Raw genomic sequence first — 14,698 nt, 5'->3', positions numbered from 1 at the left:
AAAGTATGAGTAACTCGGTATCGATGAGTGAAAGTTTAAGCAACTCCGTAAGCATGAGCGAAAGCCTCAGCAACTCAGTCTCAATGAGCGAAAGCTTAAGTAACTCCGTATCGATGAGCGAGAGCTTGAGCAACTCCGTTTCCATGAGTGAGAGTTTAAGCAACTCCGTTTCGATGAGTGAAAGCTTAAGTAACTCGGTAAGCATGAGTGAAAGTATGAGTAACTCGGTATCAATGAGTGAGAGCATGAGTAACTCAGTAAGCATGAGTGAAAGCTTAAGTAACTCGGTCTCAATGAGTGAGAGTTTAAGTAACTCAGTCTCAATGAGCGAAAGCTTAAGCAACTCAGTATCGATGAGTGAGAGCATGAGTAACTCGGTATCAATGAGCGAAAGCTTAAGCAACTCCGTTTCCATGAGCGAAAGTATGAGTAACTCGGTATCGATGAGTGAAAGCCTCAGCAACTCGGTATCAATGAGCGAAAGCCTCAGCAACTCGGTCTCAATGAGTGAAAGCTTAAGCAACTCCGCATCGATGAGTGAAAGTTTAAGCAACTCGGTATCAATGAGTGAGAGTTTGAGTAACTCGGTAAGTATGAGCGAAAGCTTAAGCAACTCGGTATCAATGAGCGAAAGTTTGAGTAACTCAGTATCGATGAGTGAAAGCCTCAGCAACTCAGTCTCAATGAGCGAAAGCATGAGTAACTCAGTATCGATGAGCGAGAGTATGAGTAACTCAGTATCGATGAGTGAAAGCATAAGCAACTCAGTCTCAATGAGCGAGAGTATGAGTAACTCAGTATCGATGAGTGAAAGCATAAGCAACTCGGTATCAATGAGTGAAAGCATAAGCAACTCAGTCTCAATGAGCGAAAGCCTCAGCAACTCAGTTTCGATGAGTGAGAGCATGAGTAACTCAGTATCGATGAGTGAGAGTCTCAGCAACTCCGTTTCAATAAGTGAGAGTTTAAGCAACTCAGTCTCGATGAGTGAGAGCATGAGTAACTCGGTATCGATGAGTGAGAGTTTAAGTAACTCAGTATCGATGAGTGAAAACTTGAGTAATTCAGTCTCAATGAGTGAAAGTCTCAGCAACTCGGTATCAATGAGTGAAAGCTTAAGTAATTCCGTTTCAATGAGCGAAAGTCTCAGCAACTCGGTCTCAATGAGCGAAAGCCTCAGCAACTCGGTATCAATGAGTGAGAGTCTCAGCAATTCGGCATCAACCTCACTCAGTCAAAGCACCTCCGCCTCATTAAGCACCAGTGAATCAGTTTCCGCTTCAATCAGTGGTTCAACTAGTGATTCGGCAGTAAACCCACACCCAGATAACCCATCTGAGTCAATCAGTGATTCAGTATCAATGTCGATTAGTACGAGTGAATCGATTTCGATAAGCTCAAGCACATCTGCTTCGACGAGTGCTAGTCTTTCACCTTCAACAAGTGAAAGCACCTCGATTAATCCTAGTGAAAGTACTTCAACCTCAATTAGTAATTCTTCATCGATAAATGGATCAGAATCTACTAGTGGTAGTCAATCGCCAGTAACACCATTCCCAGATAATAGTGGCTCTGGTTCAATGTCGACGAATGGATCTGGAAACGGCTCATCTTCATTGAGTTTGAGTATTACTAATAGTACAAATGCTTCCGGTCTTGAAAATACAAATACATCTATTGCTGATAAGCACACAACTGTTGACTTAACTGCCCAAAACTCAGTTGAAAACAGTAATGTAAATAAGACCAGTCAGCAAAACAAAAAGCTTCCACAAACCGGTAATGCCAGTCAAACAACGGCTGAATTGCTTGGTCTAATGTCATTAGAAGCAGTCTTGCTCTTGTTAATTGCGAAGAAGAAAAAGCACAACGAAGATAAATAATTAGGTGCATACAAAAAGCAACCCCTAAGCTGGAAATTCCAACTTAGGAGCTGCTTCTTTTTTATCTTACAGGTTCTCGTCTGTATTAAAGTTTAATTCACAATAATCAGTCATCTTCGTAATTAGCTCAAGGCTTAATTTCTTATATGCGTTCAATGTATCGGTAGCATAACCGTCACTTTGCCGCGTTAAGAAAGTTGCTCGTGCTTCTCCTTTGAGGCTTGGGAGGCGACGATCAGTTTCCGCAATCATCTTAATGGCCGCGGCGTTTCGTTCCTTTTGTACGTCCCGTAATAATGGAAGGAAATCGTGCAGGTGGCTGTCAACTAGCACACTGGCATGTTTAAAAATCCAGTAAGCAGAGTTGAGCTGGGCCGGCAGCTTCCCACGCTTGTAAGGGGCTGGCGTATCAGTAATGCCGTTGAAGAATGGCACATAGGTACTTTCAGCAGCGACCCCCATTGCTAACCAGTGAATATTAGCACCCGGCCGGTTCATCTGTAAAATATGTGACTCTTGGGTCTTAGCTAAACTGATTGGCCGGTACTTATGAGCGTGTTCACCGTGACCAAGGGGATCGAATTCGGTTCCCTCATAGTGGTTACTGAGATAGTTCTGGGCATCAAAAATCGACAATTTATGATCCGGCTTCATGATAAATGGCAATTCAGTTGATTCTGGGGTCTCCTCTGTTGCTTGCCGGGGACTAAACATTTGATGACCAGCCCATACCCGCGGTTCAGAGTAAATTGCGTCTGACCGATCAGCAGTCCCAAAGATTTTGCGGAAATTGAAGGAGGATGGGTCAGGATTTAAGTCATGTTCTTCCACAAACTCTTGAATTCCAGGATGAAACATGAAATTATTCGTATCATTAAAGTCAATTTCTTGAATTGCCAGTTGGTTGGCAACCACCGCGTATGAATCATCCGGAATTCGTTGTGCAACCCAGTAGTGACCTGCACCGGTTTCGAAGTACCAAGCTTCGTCATTATCAGCAAAAAGTACCCCGTTCGTTTCGCCGGTTCCGTATTTCGCAATCAAATTACCAAGGCGTTGGACTCCTTCACGTGCCGTCTTAACGTATGGTAAAACCACGGTAATCATTGCCTCTTCGTTTAGACCATTTTCAACTAGTGGATCATAGCCCAAAACGAGGGGATTAGAATAAGCACTTTCAGTCGCACTCATTGCCACATCGTATTCATTAATCCCATCTTCTTCAAACAACCCGTCTTTATCTGTCCATTCCGGAGTTGCCGTATACTGAGCGCTTTCTCCTGGCAAGTCGAGCTCTAAACGGGTATCCTTAGAGATGAAATGGCTGGGCATCTCCCCACGGCGGTGAACAACCATATGCTTGGGCCAGGCAGCTTTGGCATCTTCATTTCGACCGATCATGATTGTGCCGTCGATGCTGGCCCCTTTACCAATTAAAATACTTGTACATGCAGTTAATTTATTCCCCATAGATAATACATTCTCCTTTTGCGTATTGTATTAATTGTACCGCGAACCGTGATTTAAGTCGATTTAGTTGGAATATTTTAATTTCAAGTTAAGAAGTATATAATATTGCTGTATAAAATAGGAAAGGAGAGGATAATATGCAACAATTATCACTGTTAATTGTTATGTTAGCGGCGTTAATTATTCCTATTATTATGGCACGGTTTAAGGTTTCCTCGATTCCGACGGCGATTGCGGAAATCTTAACCGGTATTATTCTCGGAAAAAGTTTTTTTAATATCGTTAACCCCAATTGGACGTTGAATTTCTTGTCGTCGTTGGGGGTTATTATGTTAATGTTTTTGTCGGGGATGGAGATTAATTTTGATCTTTTTCGTAAGACCCCCGGGAAAAAACGTGATAGTAAATCGCCAGTAATTATGGCTTCACAGGCGTTTGGCCTCATTGTCGTTTCTTCATTTGTGATTGCTTTAATTATTAGCCGTTTGCACTTATTTAGCGATATTTTGTTAGCGACAATTATTTTTTCAACCGTCGCCCTCGGAGTTGTTATCGCGACGTTAAAGGAAAAGGATATTTTACAAAAGCCAGTGGGGCAGACCCTACTACTGACGGCGGTATTAGGGGAAGTGGTCCCGATGCTTGCATTGACCTTCTATGCATCCATTAATGGGGGCAATGCCAAGCGCTTGGGCTTAATTGTCTTCCTCTTCTTGGCGGCCTTTTTCCTGTTGCGGCGGTTTAAGCAACCGTTTATTTGGTTTAATAAAATTTCCAAATCAACCACTCAACTTGATATTCGGTTAGCTTTCTTCTTGATCTTCGCCTTAGTAACAATCGCCGAGACAGTGGGAGCGGAAAATATCCTGGGAGCCTTCCTAGCCGGGATGGTCATGAAACTGCTTGAACCAAGTGAAGCCACTGAAGACCGGTTAAACTCAATTGGTTATGGTTTCCTGATCCCGTTCTTCTTTATCATGACGGGTGACCGCCTTGACTTGAAGAATTTATTTGCTAACCGCCAAGCACTAGCCCTGATTCCGATTTTGGTCATCGGCTTTTTGCTTGCTAAATTGCCAACCATGTTTATTTATCGGCGCCGTTTTAAGCCTCGCAATTCATTTGCCGGCAGCTTTTTAGTAGCGACAACGATTACCTTGGTATTACCAACCTTACAAGTTGCGCGGAATTTGCATGCAATTACTAGTGCGCAATCCGATGCCTTTACATTGGCTGCCGTAATTGTCTGTATCATTGCGCCAATCGTCTTCAATTCAATGTATAAGCTTGAAAAATCTGATTTGATCAAGCAAAAGGTTAATTTTATCGGAACCAATACCTTAACTGTTCCGATTTCCCAACAACTATATAAGAACTGGTATGACGTACGGATGGTTACGGACAATGAAAATAACTTCAAGACCTATAATAGTCAGGTGAAGCATTTAGAGTACCTGCCGAAGCTTGATGCAGAGGCCCTTGAGCAAGGGGGATACTTTGATTGTGACATTGTTGTTGTTGGGTTCTTAAATGATCATAAGTCAGCGCGGTTAGCTCAGATCGCCAAAGAGCATGGGGTAAAACGGGTAATTGCCAGTCAAAACAATCCGCGGCTAGACCCGAAAGAGATTGCTGCGTTGCGGGAAAAAGGCATTGAAATCTTTAACAGCTTTAATGTCCAGAGTAGTGTGTTGCGGGCCTTGATTGAATCACCATTGATCTTGCGGATGTTGACCGATACTGAAGCTGGCCTATACGAAGCAACCGTCCTTAATTCACGTTATACTGGACGTGAACTGCATACATTGCCATTTGTTAATAACATTACGATTAGTCGGATCTTCCGGAAGCGCAAGCCAATCGACCCGCATGGTGATACGGTTATCGAGTATGGCGATCATATCCTCTTTACTGGGGACCGGAAAGCAGCCGAAGAGGTTCGTGAAGCCTTGCGCGGCGTTAATTAAAATATTTTTCGTTAATGTAATTGCCGTAAAAGCGCTCTTATGGTAAGATTTTAAATGAATTTAGAAGGAGGCACGGATTATGCCATTAGTTCATATTGACTTAATTGAAGGCCGGACCGATGAGCAATTAAAGGCTCTCGTAAAGGATGTTACAGCAGCAATTTCAAAGAATGCCAACGTTCCTGCTGAACGGGTGCATATCGTGTTGAATGAGATGCGCAAAGACCGCTATAGTGTAGCTGGTAAGATGGTCAGCGACAAGTAACAACAAGAGAGTCATCGGGGAGGCAGTTCAGTCTTTGCACGGTGGCTTTTTTGTATGATCCAAAATCCATCAAGTTTCTTCTTATTATATAGGTAGAAACTGCTCGCAATTAGCAGCGAAAGGATGAATATAATTGAGTGAACAACAATATATCATGGCGATTGACCAGGGAACGACGAGCTCACGGGCGATTATCTTTGACCATGACGGAAACAAGGTCGCAATCAGCCAGCAGGAATTTCCCCAACACTTCCCGCAACCAGGGTGGGTCGAACATGATCCCCTGGAGATTTGGGATAGCGTTCAGTCGGTGATTTCAAACGTAATGATTAAGTCCCAGATCAAACCCTATAAGATTGCGGCGATTGGGATTACTAACCAACGGGAAACGACGGTTATTTGGGATCGCCATACCGGGAAGCCGATTTATAACGCAATTGTCTGGCAATCGAAGCAAACAAGCGATATCGCCGAACAATTGATTAAAGATGGTTATAAGGATATGATCCACAAAAAGACCGGCCTAGTGATTGATTCATATTTTGCGGCCACCAAGATCAAGTGGATCCTTGACCATGTCCCTGGTGCCCGAGAAAAAGCGGCGAAGGGAGACTTGATGTTTGGGACCATCGATACTTGGTTACTATGGAACTTATCGGGACGGCGGGTCCATGCAACAGACGTGACCAATGCCAGCCGGACGATGCTTTTCAATATTCATACCCTCGACTGGGATCAAGATATCCTCGACTTGCTTGGGATTCCGCAGTCACTTCTGCCAGAAGTAAAGCCAAGTTCAGCCATTTACGGTTATACTGGCGATTACCATTTCTATGGTGTCCAGATTCCAATTGCCGGGATTGCGGGTGACCAACAAGCGGCCCTCTTTGGTCAAGCAGCTTATGATAAGGGTTCAATCAAGAACACCTATGGGACAGGGGCCTTCATCGTTATGAATACGGGGCTGGAACCCACGCTTTCGGATAATGGCTTGTTGACAACGATTGCGTACGGTCTGGATGGACAAACCCATTACGCACTTGAAGGGAGTATCTTTGTGGCTGGTTCTGCCGTTCAATGGTTGCGGGACGGCCTCAAGATGTTTAAGAAAGCCAGCGAGTCCGAACAAATGGCTGTCGATGCCAAGACCACTGGTGGCGTTTATGTCGTCCCCGCCTTTACGGGATTGGGAGCACCGTACTGGGATCAAGAAGTGCGAGGCGCAATGTTTGGCCTTACCCGGGGAACTGAACGGGGACACATTATTCGTGCAACCTTAGAAGCAATTGCCTACCAGACCAAAGATGTTGTCGATACGATGGTCAAGGACACCCAATTACCACTAACAGCACTAACGGTTAATGGGGGAGCATCACGGAATAACTTTATGATGCAGTTTCAAGCCGATATTTTACAAACGCCAATTAAGCGGGCAGCAATGGAAGAAACAACCGCCCTGGGAGCAGCCTTCCTCGCTGGATTGGCCGTTGATTTCTGGGAAGACCAGGATGAGTTACGGAAGCTATCACGGATTGGCGACCAGTTTGATCCGCAGATGGATCCGCAAAAGGCAGCTGACTTGTATCGGGGATGGCAACGCGCCATTGCAGCTGCGCAGTTTTATGGGAGAAATTAACTAAACACACTGATCACCATTCAACAAACTAATATAAAAGGAAAATGAGAGAAATGAAAATGAAAACACCGGTTCAGATGACTGATGATTTGGCACGCTTTATTAAGGAAACCCGGGAAGACACGGCTTACCCTCATGAATCACTCTATGTTGATTTGTTAGAACAGTGGAAAATTTTGAGTCGTTACCAGTTAGAATACGCTGATAAGGAAAGTAAACGCCTCTATAATGCCTATTGGAATTCCATGGCACGGTGGTATGAGGTTTTTAATAACGAACGGAACCACTTATTAGACCCAACTGCTGTGCCAAGCGAGGATTTAATGGACTTCTATGCTGGTTTGATTGAAGACCTCATGGATCACGTCCTTGATTTGGTACCACCATCGCCTCATTCGACGATTATTAAATTAACTGACTTCCGGGTCTTATTGAGTAATGAGTTACAAAAAATTACCCAACTCGACCTCGGAATTCAAGGCCCCATCGACTTTGCAATGATCATGGATTATTGGAAAATGTTGGGGGAAAGTTTGGATCGGGAAAGTATCAAGTAAGAGAATAGAAAAAGCAGGCCTGGAGCAATCCAGACCTGTTTTTTAGTTAATCCACTTTTGCAAGTAGTCAATCAATACCTTCGCATCCTCTTTTGTCAGTGCAAAAGTATTATCATGGCTGATATTATCAAAATCAATATTTGACACCAGCATTTGCAGCTCAGGCTCGTCAGCGTTCTGATAAATGCTAAGCTCATTAACGCACTCATCATCACGATCTTCGCCGTCATACTTAATATGGAGCCACTTAGCTTGATGGTCGATTTCATGTTTTTCCACATTCTCACCTCAAAACTCTCCTTTCATTTTAGCACGAAGCTGGTGGGCACGGGTAATTACTCCGCGTCGCCACTGTGAAACGGCTGCCCGGCTGACCTGGTACTCATCCGCAATCTGCCGGTCACTCAAATGGTGGTTGAGTTTGGCAATCAAGTACCGTTGTTGAACGCGGGGACAGTGGTGGTAGAGGTAGTTAAGAAAGTCGCTATTTTCCAGGTGAGCAAATGGGGCGGTCGCTGTATGGTCAACCATTGTCTCGTCGTAGTCATGATCATCTTCCTCATTGTCGAGGGTGTAATTAAAGAGGAAACTTTCAAGTTGCTGCCGCCGTAACCGGTCTAGCAACCGCCACCGCATCCGTTGGTAAGCAAAGCACATCAAGTCCCGTTCGTTCTCGACTTCATCTTTCTCCTGCAAGAAATCAGTGTAGGCCTGGGCAAAGATAATTGAAGCATCTTGGACAAAATCATCATAGTCGTCCCGGCGCGGTGAGACCCCGAGACTCTTTAATACCCCATGGACAATCGTGATCCGCTTATCACTCATCAGAAAAGTTAAACCGTCAGAAATTTTTTTATAATTCATTATTGAGAACATCCTTTGAAAATATTCTCAAGAGCTCTTGAGTACCGTTAACTTACCAAAAAATCTGCCGTCTTAGCGAACGATAAAATAGGGCGAAAGTGTCCTAAAAAGACGTTGACAGGGCAGATTTATCTCAGTATCTTAATATTCATATTAAAAGTGAAACGTTTTACAGCGAATTTGCACTTTTTTATGATTTGCTTGGAGGAGATAATTGTGGTTCGTAAAACAATTGATATGACCATGCTGAATAAATTAAAAATTGATGGGGAAGTGGCAAACTACCTGGTTCGGTGGGATAACACCTTACTGTTAACGGCTTACGATCAAAATCGAACGTTTGTCTTAACTGCCGATGGGGAACAGCTGCTTATTCGGGAACGGTTGAAAGATGTCCTTAGTCGCTTTGCACAGGCGAATCTAATTTATGAGTATGAAATGGAAGTGCATTTTGCTAAAGTCGGTTGTCAAACACGGGGGTATGTTGCTGGTCACCATCGCCTAGTGCCAACTTGCGGATCATCAAATGAACAGGTTATTTATTACATGGTTCATTTGATGGAGGACGCTAGTGAGTTAGAGAGTGATAAGAGGGTGGAAATGATTATGAATGGCCGAGCGGGAGATAAATACCACGTCCAAATTGCTACTTCTGAGCGCACTTTTCGACGAATTGTAAGTGCTGCTGATGAAGTTGCTAATGACCAGCTTTCTCTCTTTGAATACTGGATGCATCGCCTGGGGAAGGTGAAAAGGGAGCTCTTCGAACGAACCTACTTTGGTGATTATTGTGTTTATACGAAACTTCGTAAGTTGGCACTTGATCTCTTTATCCGAACAGTTTTACATATTCTGAACAAGGCTCATAAGAAGGTATATGGCGAAGAAACACCCGCTGAACTTGTTAAAGAAGTAAAACGGGTGATAAATAAGTTCTGAGAGAAAAGACAGCACAAAAATGCACAATAATTAAACATTAGTCCATTAGCTTGTTATAATAGGTGGTGAAGAGGAGTAGCTTAAGTAATAGAATGGAGCATTTTTATGACTGAAAAGAAAGATGAGTGTGGCGTAAAATACACACTAGATGTTTTAGAAGATCGATGGCAACCACGGATTATCTTTTGGTTAGGCTTTCGGCCATTTGCCATTGAGGAATTACATCAATTGCTACCAGATTTAACAGATGTTGCTCTTAAAGAAGAAATAACATCCTTGCAGAACTTGCGAATTGTTAATCCAGTTGTTGATGAAGAAAACAAGTATTCATTGACCGATGATGGTAATGACTTGCGTAACATGATCCTAACCATGAGCGTCTGGGGGCGACAACAAATGGATGACTCTGCTAACCGAGTTTCCACGCAGATCGTTGAGCCGGAAAAAGATGCCAGTATGTCAGAGCTGATTAAATATAATGAGAAGCTTAATGAATATATTTAACGAACGGTGAGCGCCTAAGGAAAATTTCCTGGGTGCTTTTTTGTTAGGCTAATAGTCAAATTTGAATTTGTAACTAAAATGAAATAAACAGGTGATTAACGATCAGAATTCGCGATTTACCCGTTAAAAGGCTGATATAATCACAAGGAAAGCGAGAAGGAACTTGATGATTTGACGAAAGTGTGAAAAAGTTATGAAATTCGTCCTTGACTATCCATGTTACATTCTTAATAATGTATTAAGTAATTATAAATTTGATTGACTGACAACTGATATTAAAAAAGTTCGCAACTCGTTATTTACAATTGTTAGTGTAGGTTTCCAGTAATGTAACTTGTTGCACTAGTGGATTTTTTTAATTACGGCGTTAGTCAAAAATGGGAGAAATTTTTTATGTCAGACGAAAATAATCGACCCTTGAATAATAACGATGATGGTATGCAACAACCGGAACATCACCATCACCACCACAGACATCATCGGCGTCACCGGGGATGGAAGATCTTCTGGTCAGTTGTAGGGGTATTAGTCCTCGTCGCCCTGTTCTTTGCGGGGATGGCATGGCACAACTTAAAGTCAACGACTGATGATATGTACAGTAGCGCGGGTGCTACCAAGTCGCGGGATGCACAAAAGGTTCTTGACCAAAAGAAGCCTGTTTCAATCCTCCTGTTAGGAACTGATACTGGAGCACTCGGTCGGGATTATAAGGGTCGGACGGATACGATGATGATCATGACCTTGAATCCGAAGACGAAGACAACCACGATTGTTAGTCTTCCTCGGGATATGAAGGTTAACTTACCAGGTTATCCGCAATATTCACCAGCAAAGATCAATGCTGCTTATACCTATGGGGGAGTAAAGGAATCAATTAATACGATCCAGGACCACTTCAATATCCCAATTGACTACTATGTCTTAGTCAACATGGGTGGCTTGGAAAAGGCCATCAACCAAGTCGGTGGAGTTGATGTCAAGTCCCCATTGACGTTTGATTATGAAGGCTATCACTTTGAGAAGGGTGAGACCTACCACATGAATGGAAAAAAGGCCCTTCAATTTAGTCGGATGCGGTATGACGATCCTGACGGTGACTATGGTCGGCAACAACGGCAACGATTAGTAATCACTGCTTTGCTTAAGAAGTCCGTTTCATATAAGACGGTTCTTAACCGGTCATTCTTACGGTCAGTATCTGATAACTCACAAACTGATTTGACCTTCAATGATATGATGCGGTTAGCGCAAAGCTATCGTGATACTAATGAACATATCGTTCAAGATCATGCGCAAGGGCGAGGGCAAAATGAAGATGGTCAAGCCTTTGAAGTTGTGCCAACGAGTGAGCAACAACGGATCACTAACTTGTTACAAAATAGTCTAAAAAATTAATACATGAGGAGTAGAAGTCGTGAATAGTTCACAACAAACAGCGAATAATACAATTGATTTGCATCGGTTAATGATGCTCTGTCGTAAACATATTAAGATGTTAATTATCTGGACATTACTAGCCGGAGTACTGGGGTATGTCGTGGCCCAGTTCGTCGTGGTACCAAAGTATACGGCAACGACAGAAATCTTAGTTAATCAAAAACATGAAAATAACGATAATGGTCAAGCTTATACGAATCAACAAGCGGATATCCAAATGATTAATACCTATAAGGATATCATTACTAACCAAGTGATTTTGAGTAAGGCTAGTAAGCAACTTAAAAATCCAGTGCGCGTTATCAAACCGGCTCAACCAGCAGAATACCGTCGCAACGCAGATGGTACACGGAAGTTGATTAAGGAAGCCCAACCAGCAGTCGTTGAACGTGGCGGAAAGAGTTATAGTCTTTCAACCGATGAATTAAAAAAGGCAATTAGTGTTTCAACTCAGCAGAATTCACAAGTATTTTCACTTCAAGTTAAAACTGATGATCCGCAAGAGTCAGCAGTAGTTGCTAATACCGTTGCTAATGTCTTCAAGCAACAAATTAAGAAGATCATGAGTGTCAACAATGTAACAATCGTTTCACGGGCAAGTACACCAGATGAACCATCATTCCCTAATAAGAAGCTATTCGCCTTAGCTGGTGCTGTATTAGGCTTAATCCTCAGTTTCCTATACATCTTGATCGGCGACTTAATGGATACCAGTGTGCACGATGATGATTACCTTACTAATGAACTAGGCTTAACTAATCTAGGCCATGTGAACCATATTGAGATGAGCCGGGACTTTAAAGTTAATAATCAAGAGAGTCGGCGCCAAAATAATGGTAATCGACGGGTTTAAGGAGGAGAGAATATGTCATTATTTCATCGAACACAACAACAATCAACAGATACCATGGATAATGGGGCAAAATTGATTACCGTTGCTCACCCGAAGAGCCCAATTTCCGAACAGTTCCGAACGATTCGGACCAACATTAACTTCATGGCGATCGATAAGCCGATTAAGACTTTAGCAATGACCTCTGCCAATGTAAGTGAAGGAAAGTCAACCGTAACGGATAACGTTGCCGTAGTATGGGCACAAACAGGACAAAGGGTATTATTAATTGATTCGGATTTACGACGCCCAACTCTTCACGCCACTTTTAGCAAGAGTAATCAACATGGATTAACGACGATCTTGACTAGTGGTACTAATTCCGTTGATTTACGAGAAATTATTCAACCAAGTGGGATCGATAACCTCGATATCTTAACAGCGGGACCTATTCCACCTAATCCAGCAGAGCTCTTGAACTCACAACGGATGAAAACATTATTGGATACGGTCAAAGGTATTTACGATATGGTCATTGTGGATGTACCACCAATGTTAGAAGTTACTGATACGCAAATTCTGTCACGTCACCTTGATGCGGTTGTCTTAGTTGTAAAGCAAGGACAAACTCAAAAATTAGCCGTTAAGCGGGCCGTTGAATTATTAAACTTAGCACATGCTAATTTACTTGGTTACGTAATGAATGATGTTAATGCCGATGGTGATGCTGCCTACGGTTATGGTTATGGCTATGGTTATGGAGAAGATACAGGTAAATAAAAAATTAAGATAATAAAGGGGGTATGGACTTGTTAGAAAGTAAGGCTGTTTCGCTCAATAAAAAGCAAATCAAATCACGCTTTATGTATCACAGTATTAAACGGATCTTTGACTTTATGGCAGCTATATGCGGAGTTATAATTTTAAGTCCTGTAATGCTTGTTATCGCAATTTTAATTAAGGTTGAGGATCATGGTCCCGTTTTTTACAAACAAGTACGAGTAGGAAAAAACGGGAAGACATTTAAAATGTATAAATTTAGGTCAATGTTTGTAAATGCTGACCAAATGTTAGCTAAACTAAAAGAACAAAATGACGTTGAAGGACCAATGTTTAAAATGAGAGATGATCCACGAGTAACTAAAATTGGTCATTTTATTCGTAAACACAGTCTAGATGAATTGCCCCAGTTCTTAAATGTAATTAAAGGCGATATGAGCTTAGTTGGTCCTCGACCACCGCTACCATCTGAAGTGGCAGAGTATAGTGATTATGACAAGCAGCGGTTATATGTGACGCCTGGTTGTACAGGATTGTGGCAGGCAACTGAACGGAATGAAGTTGGTTTTAATGAAATGGTGCAATTAGATATTCAATATATTCAGCGTGCTAGTTTTATGTTTGATTTATGGATTATCTGGAAAACTGTTGAAATAATAATTAAACCAAATGGATCTTATTAGGGGGAGTATTTGTGAAAGGAATAATTTTAGCCGGTGGGTCAGGAACCCGCCTCTATCCAATTACGCGTGGTATTTCAAAACAATTGATTCCGGTTTATGATAAGCCGATGATTTATTATCCGCTGTCGACCTTGATGCTAGCCGGAATTAGGGATATTTTGGTGATCTCGACACCAGAATATTTGCCACTATTTGAAGAATTATTGGGTGACGGGTCCAGTTTGGGCTTGAACTTCTCCTATAAGGTACAAGACCAGCCAAATGGACTCGCCGAAGCTTTTATTCTCGGCGAAGATTTTATTGGTGACGATAGTGTTTGTTTGATTTTAGGAGACAATATCTATTATGGAGCTGGTCTGTCTGAATTAGTTCAATCAGCAGCACAAAAAACGGATGGCGCCACGGTCTTTGGCTACCATGTCAATGATCCGGAGCGTTTTGGCGTGGTCGACTTTGATGACCAGATGCACGCCTTATCGATTGAAGAAAAGCCGGTTCATCCCAAGAGTAATTATGCCGTGACTGGTCTTTACTTCTATGATAATCAAGTAGTTGATATTGCTAAAAATATCAAGCCATCAGATCGGGGCGAACTTGAAATTACTGATGTTAATAAGGAATACCTGCGTCAAGGTAAACTCGATGTCAAGTTAATGGGTCGTGGCTATGCCTGGTTAGATACCGGCACCCACGATTCAATGCTTGAAGCAGCCAATTTCATCGCCACAATTGAAAAGCGGCAAAACTTAAAAGTGGCTTCCTTAGAAGAAATTGCTTATCGGATGGGTTACATTAATAAGGACCAATTGGTTGAACTTGCTCAACCATTAAAGAAGAATGACTATGGTCAATACTTATTACGTTTAGCACAACAGGACTAG

General features: G+C 42.4%; 16 protein-coding genes. 12 read left to right on the top strand and 4 right to left on the bottom strand.

Annotated elements, in window-relative coordinates; genetic code table 11:
- Positions 1–1,213, bottom strand: a 1,213-nt coding sequence (locus LMC10_RS06255; RefSeq protein WP_229269243.1) for a hypothetical protein, incomplete at its 3' end; no start/stop codon positions are given.
- On the opposite strand from LMC10_RS06255, the gene LMC10_RS06250 reads away from it, so the two are divergent.
- Positions 1,194–1,883 carry an LPXTG cell wall anchor domain-containing protein gene (locus LMC10_RS06250; RefSeq protein ID WP_229269242.1) on the top strand — a complete coding sequence of 230 codons (690 nt, stop codon included), beginning with the start codon at positions 1,194–1,196 and terminating at the stop codon, positions 1,881–1,883. The genes LMC10_RS06255 and LMC10_RS06250 overlap by 20 nt on opposite strands.
- Positions 1,884–1,949: 66 nt before the next feature.
- Here the strand turns inward: LMC10_RS06250 and LMC10_RS06245 are convergent, their stop codons facing one another.
- Positions 1,950–3,353: a C69 family dipeptidase gene (locus tag LMC10_RS06245; protein ID WP_229269241.1), complete on the bottom strand. Its 1,404-nt coding sequence runs from the start codon at positions 3,351–3,353 to the stop codon at positions 1,950–1,952.
- A gap of 137 nt (positions 3,354–3,490) precedes the next feature.
- On the opposite strand from LMC10_RS06245, the gene LMC10_RS06240 reads away from it, so the two are divergent.
- The 4 genes from LMC10_RS06240 (at position 3,491) to LMC10_RS06225 (ending at position 7,778) form a co-directional block, all read left to right on the top strand.
- On the top strand, positions 3,491–5,320 hold the full coding sequence (locus LMC10_RS06240; protein WP_229269240.1) for a cation:proton antiporter domain-containing protein: 1,830 nt from the start codon (positions 3,491–3,493) through the stop codon (positions 5,318–5,320).
- Between the two features lie 79 nt (positions 5,321–5,399).
- The gene (locus LMC10_RS06235; RefSeq protein ID WP_065533034.1) at positions 5,400–5,585 is read left to right on the top strand and encodes a 2-hydroxymuconate tautomerase; all 186 of its coding nucleotides are present in this window, start codon (positions 5,400–5,402) and stop codon (positions 5,583–5,585) included.
- Between the two features lie 133 nt (positions 5,586–5,718).
- Entirely contained in the window at positions 5,719–7,221 is a 1,503-nt protein-coding gene (glpK, locus tag LMC10_RS06230) for a glycerol kinase GlpK (protein ID WP_229269239.1), read from the top strand.
- 44 nt (positions 7,222–7,265) lie between these two features.
- On the top strand, positions 7,266–7,778 hold the full coding sequence (locus tag LMC10_RS06225; protein ID WP_324294035.1) for a hypothetical protein: 513 nt from the start codon (positions 7,266–7,268) through the stop codon (positions 7,776–7,778).
- Between the two features lie 42 nt (positions 7,779–7,820).
- On the opposite strand, the gene LMC10_RS06220 is transcribed toward LMC10_RS06225, so the two are convergent.
- Both LMC10_RS06220 and LMC10_RS06215 read right to left on the bottom strand, forming a co-directional pair.
- A complete protein-coding gene (locus tag LMC10_RS06220) occupies positions 7,821–8,057 on the bottom strand; it encodes a hypothetical protein (protein ID WP_066036079.1) in 237 nt (78 codons plus the stop codon).
- A gap of 9 nt (positions 8,058–8,066) precedes the next feature.
- Positions 8,067–8,642, bottom strand: coding sequence for a helix-turn-helix domain-containing protein (locus tag LMC10_RS06215; RefSeq protein WP_229269237.1), 576 nt, complete (start codon positions 8,640–8,642; stop codon positions 8,067–8,069).
- Positions 8,643–8,858: 216 nt separating this feature from the next.
- Here LMC10_RS06215 and LMC10_RS06210 point away from each other — a divergent pair, with 216 nt between their 5' ends.
- From LMC10_RS06210 to rfbA, 7 genes are all read left to right on the top strand, one after another.
- The gene (locus LMC10_RS06210; protein ID WP_229269236.1) at positions 8,859–9,581 is read left to right on the top strand and encodes a hypothetical protein; all 723 of its coding nucleotides are present in this window, start codon (positions 8,859–8,861) and stop codon (positions 9,579–9,581) included.
- A 105-nt stretch (positions 9,582–9,686) separates the two neighbouring features.
- Entirely contained in the window at positions 9,687–10,085 is a 399-nt protein-coding gene (locus LMC10_RS06205; RefSeq protein WP_228341280.1) for a winged helix-turn-helix transcriptional regulator, read from the top strand.
- A gap of 393 nt (positions 10,086–10,478) precedes the next feature.
- Positions 10,479–11,480 (top strand): LCP family protein, encoded by a 1,002-nt coding sequence (locus LMC10_RS06200; RefSeq protein WP_229269235.1) that lies wholly within the window; start codon positions 10,479–10,481, stop codon positions 11,478–11,480.
- A gap of 19 nt (positions 11,481–11,499) precedes the next feature.
- On the top strand, positions 11,500–12,375 hold the full coding sequence (locus LMC10_RS06195; RefSeq protein ID WP_229269234.1) for a YveK family protein: 876 nt from the start codon (positions 11,500–11,502) through the stop codon (positions 12,373–12,375).
- Between the two features lie 12 nt (positions 12,376–12,387).
- Positions 12,388–13,134 (top strand): CpsD/CapB family tyrosine-protein kinase, encoded by a 747-nt coding sequence (locus LMC10_RS06190; protein WP_229269233.1) that lies wholly within the window; start codon positions 12,388–12,390, stop codon positions 13,132–13,134.
- 23 nt (positions 13,135–13,157) lie between these two features.
- Positions 13,158–13,817 carry a sugar transferase gene (locus LMC10_RS06185; RefSeq protein ID WP_229269232.1) on the top strand — a complete coding sequence of 220 codons (660 nt, stop codon included), beginning with the start codon at positions 13,158–13,160 and terminating at the stop codon, positions 13,815–13,817.
- 11 nt (positions 13,818–13,828) lie between these two features.
- Complete coding sequence (gene rfbA / locus LMC10_RS06180) at positions 13,829–14,698, top strand: glucose-1-phosphate thymidylyltransferase RfbA (RefSeq protein ID WP_229269231.1); 870 nt, start codon at positions 13,829–13,831, stop codon at positions 14,696–14,698.

The sequence above is a fragment of the Limosilactobacillus reuteri subsp. simiae genome (assembly GCF_020784875.1).
GTDB lineage: Bacteria > Bacillota > Bacilli > Lactobacillales > Lactobacillaceae > Limosilactobacillus > Limosilactobacillus reuteri_H.
Note: the sequence above shows the minus strand (reverse complement) of the source record. Positions and strands in the feature narration are given on the sequence as shown.

Bases quoted from the DNA above. Each gene is read 5' to 3' on its own strand.
- LMC10_RS06185 (WP_229269232.1), top strand. From the start codon at position 13,158: ATGGACTTGTTAGAAAGTAAGGCTGTTTCGCTCAATAAAAAGCAAATC.
- LMC10_RS06240 (WP_229269240.1), top strand. From the start codon at position 3,491: ATGCAACAATTATCACTGTTAATTGTTATGTTAGCGGCGTTAATTATT.
- LMC10_RS06205 (WP_228341280.1), top strand. From the start codon at position 9,687: ATGACTGAAAAGAAAGATGAGTGTGGCGTAAAATACACACTAGATGTT.
- LMC10_RS06245 (WP_229269241.1), bottom strand. From the start codon at position 3,353: ATGGGGAATAAATTAACTGCATGTACAAGTATTTTAATTGGTAAAGGG.
- LMC10_RS06190 (WP_229269233.1), top strand. From the start codon at position 12,388: ATGTCATTATTTCATCGAACACAACAACAATCAACAGATACCATGGAT.
- LMC10_RS06225 (WP_324294035.1), top strand. From the start codon at position 7,266: ATGAGAGAAATGAAAATGAAAACACCGGTTCAGATGACTGATGATTTG.
- LMC10_RS06215 (WP_229269237.1), bottom strand. From the start codon at position 8,642: ATGAATTATAAAAAAATTTCTGACGGTTTAACTTTTCTGATGAGTGAT.
- LMC10_RS06200 (WP_229269235.1), top strand. From the start codon at position 10,479: ATGTCAGACGAAAATAATCGACCCTTGAATAATAACGATGATGGTATG.
- LMC10_RS06250 (WP_229269242.1), top strand. From the start codon at position 1,194: ATGAGTGAGAGTCTCAGCAATTCGGCATCAACCTCACTCAGTCAAAGC.
- LMC10_RS06235 (WP_065533034.1), top strand. From the start codon at position 5,400: ATGCCATTAGTTCATATTGACTTAATTGAAGGCCGGACCGATGAGCAA.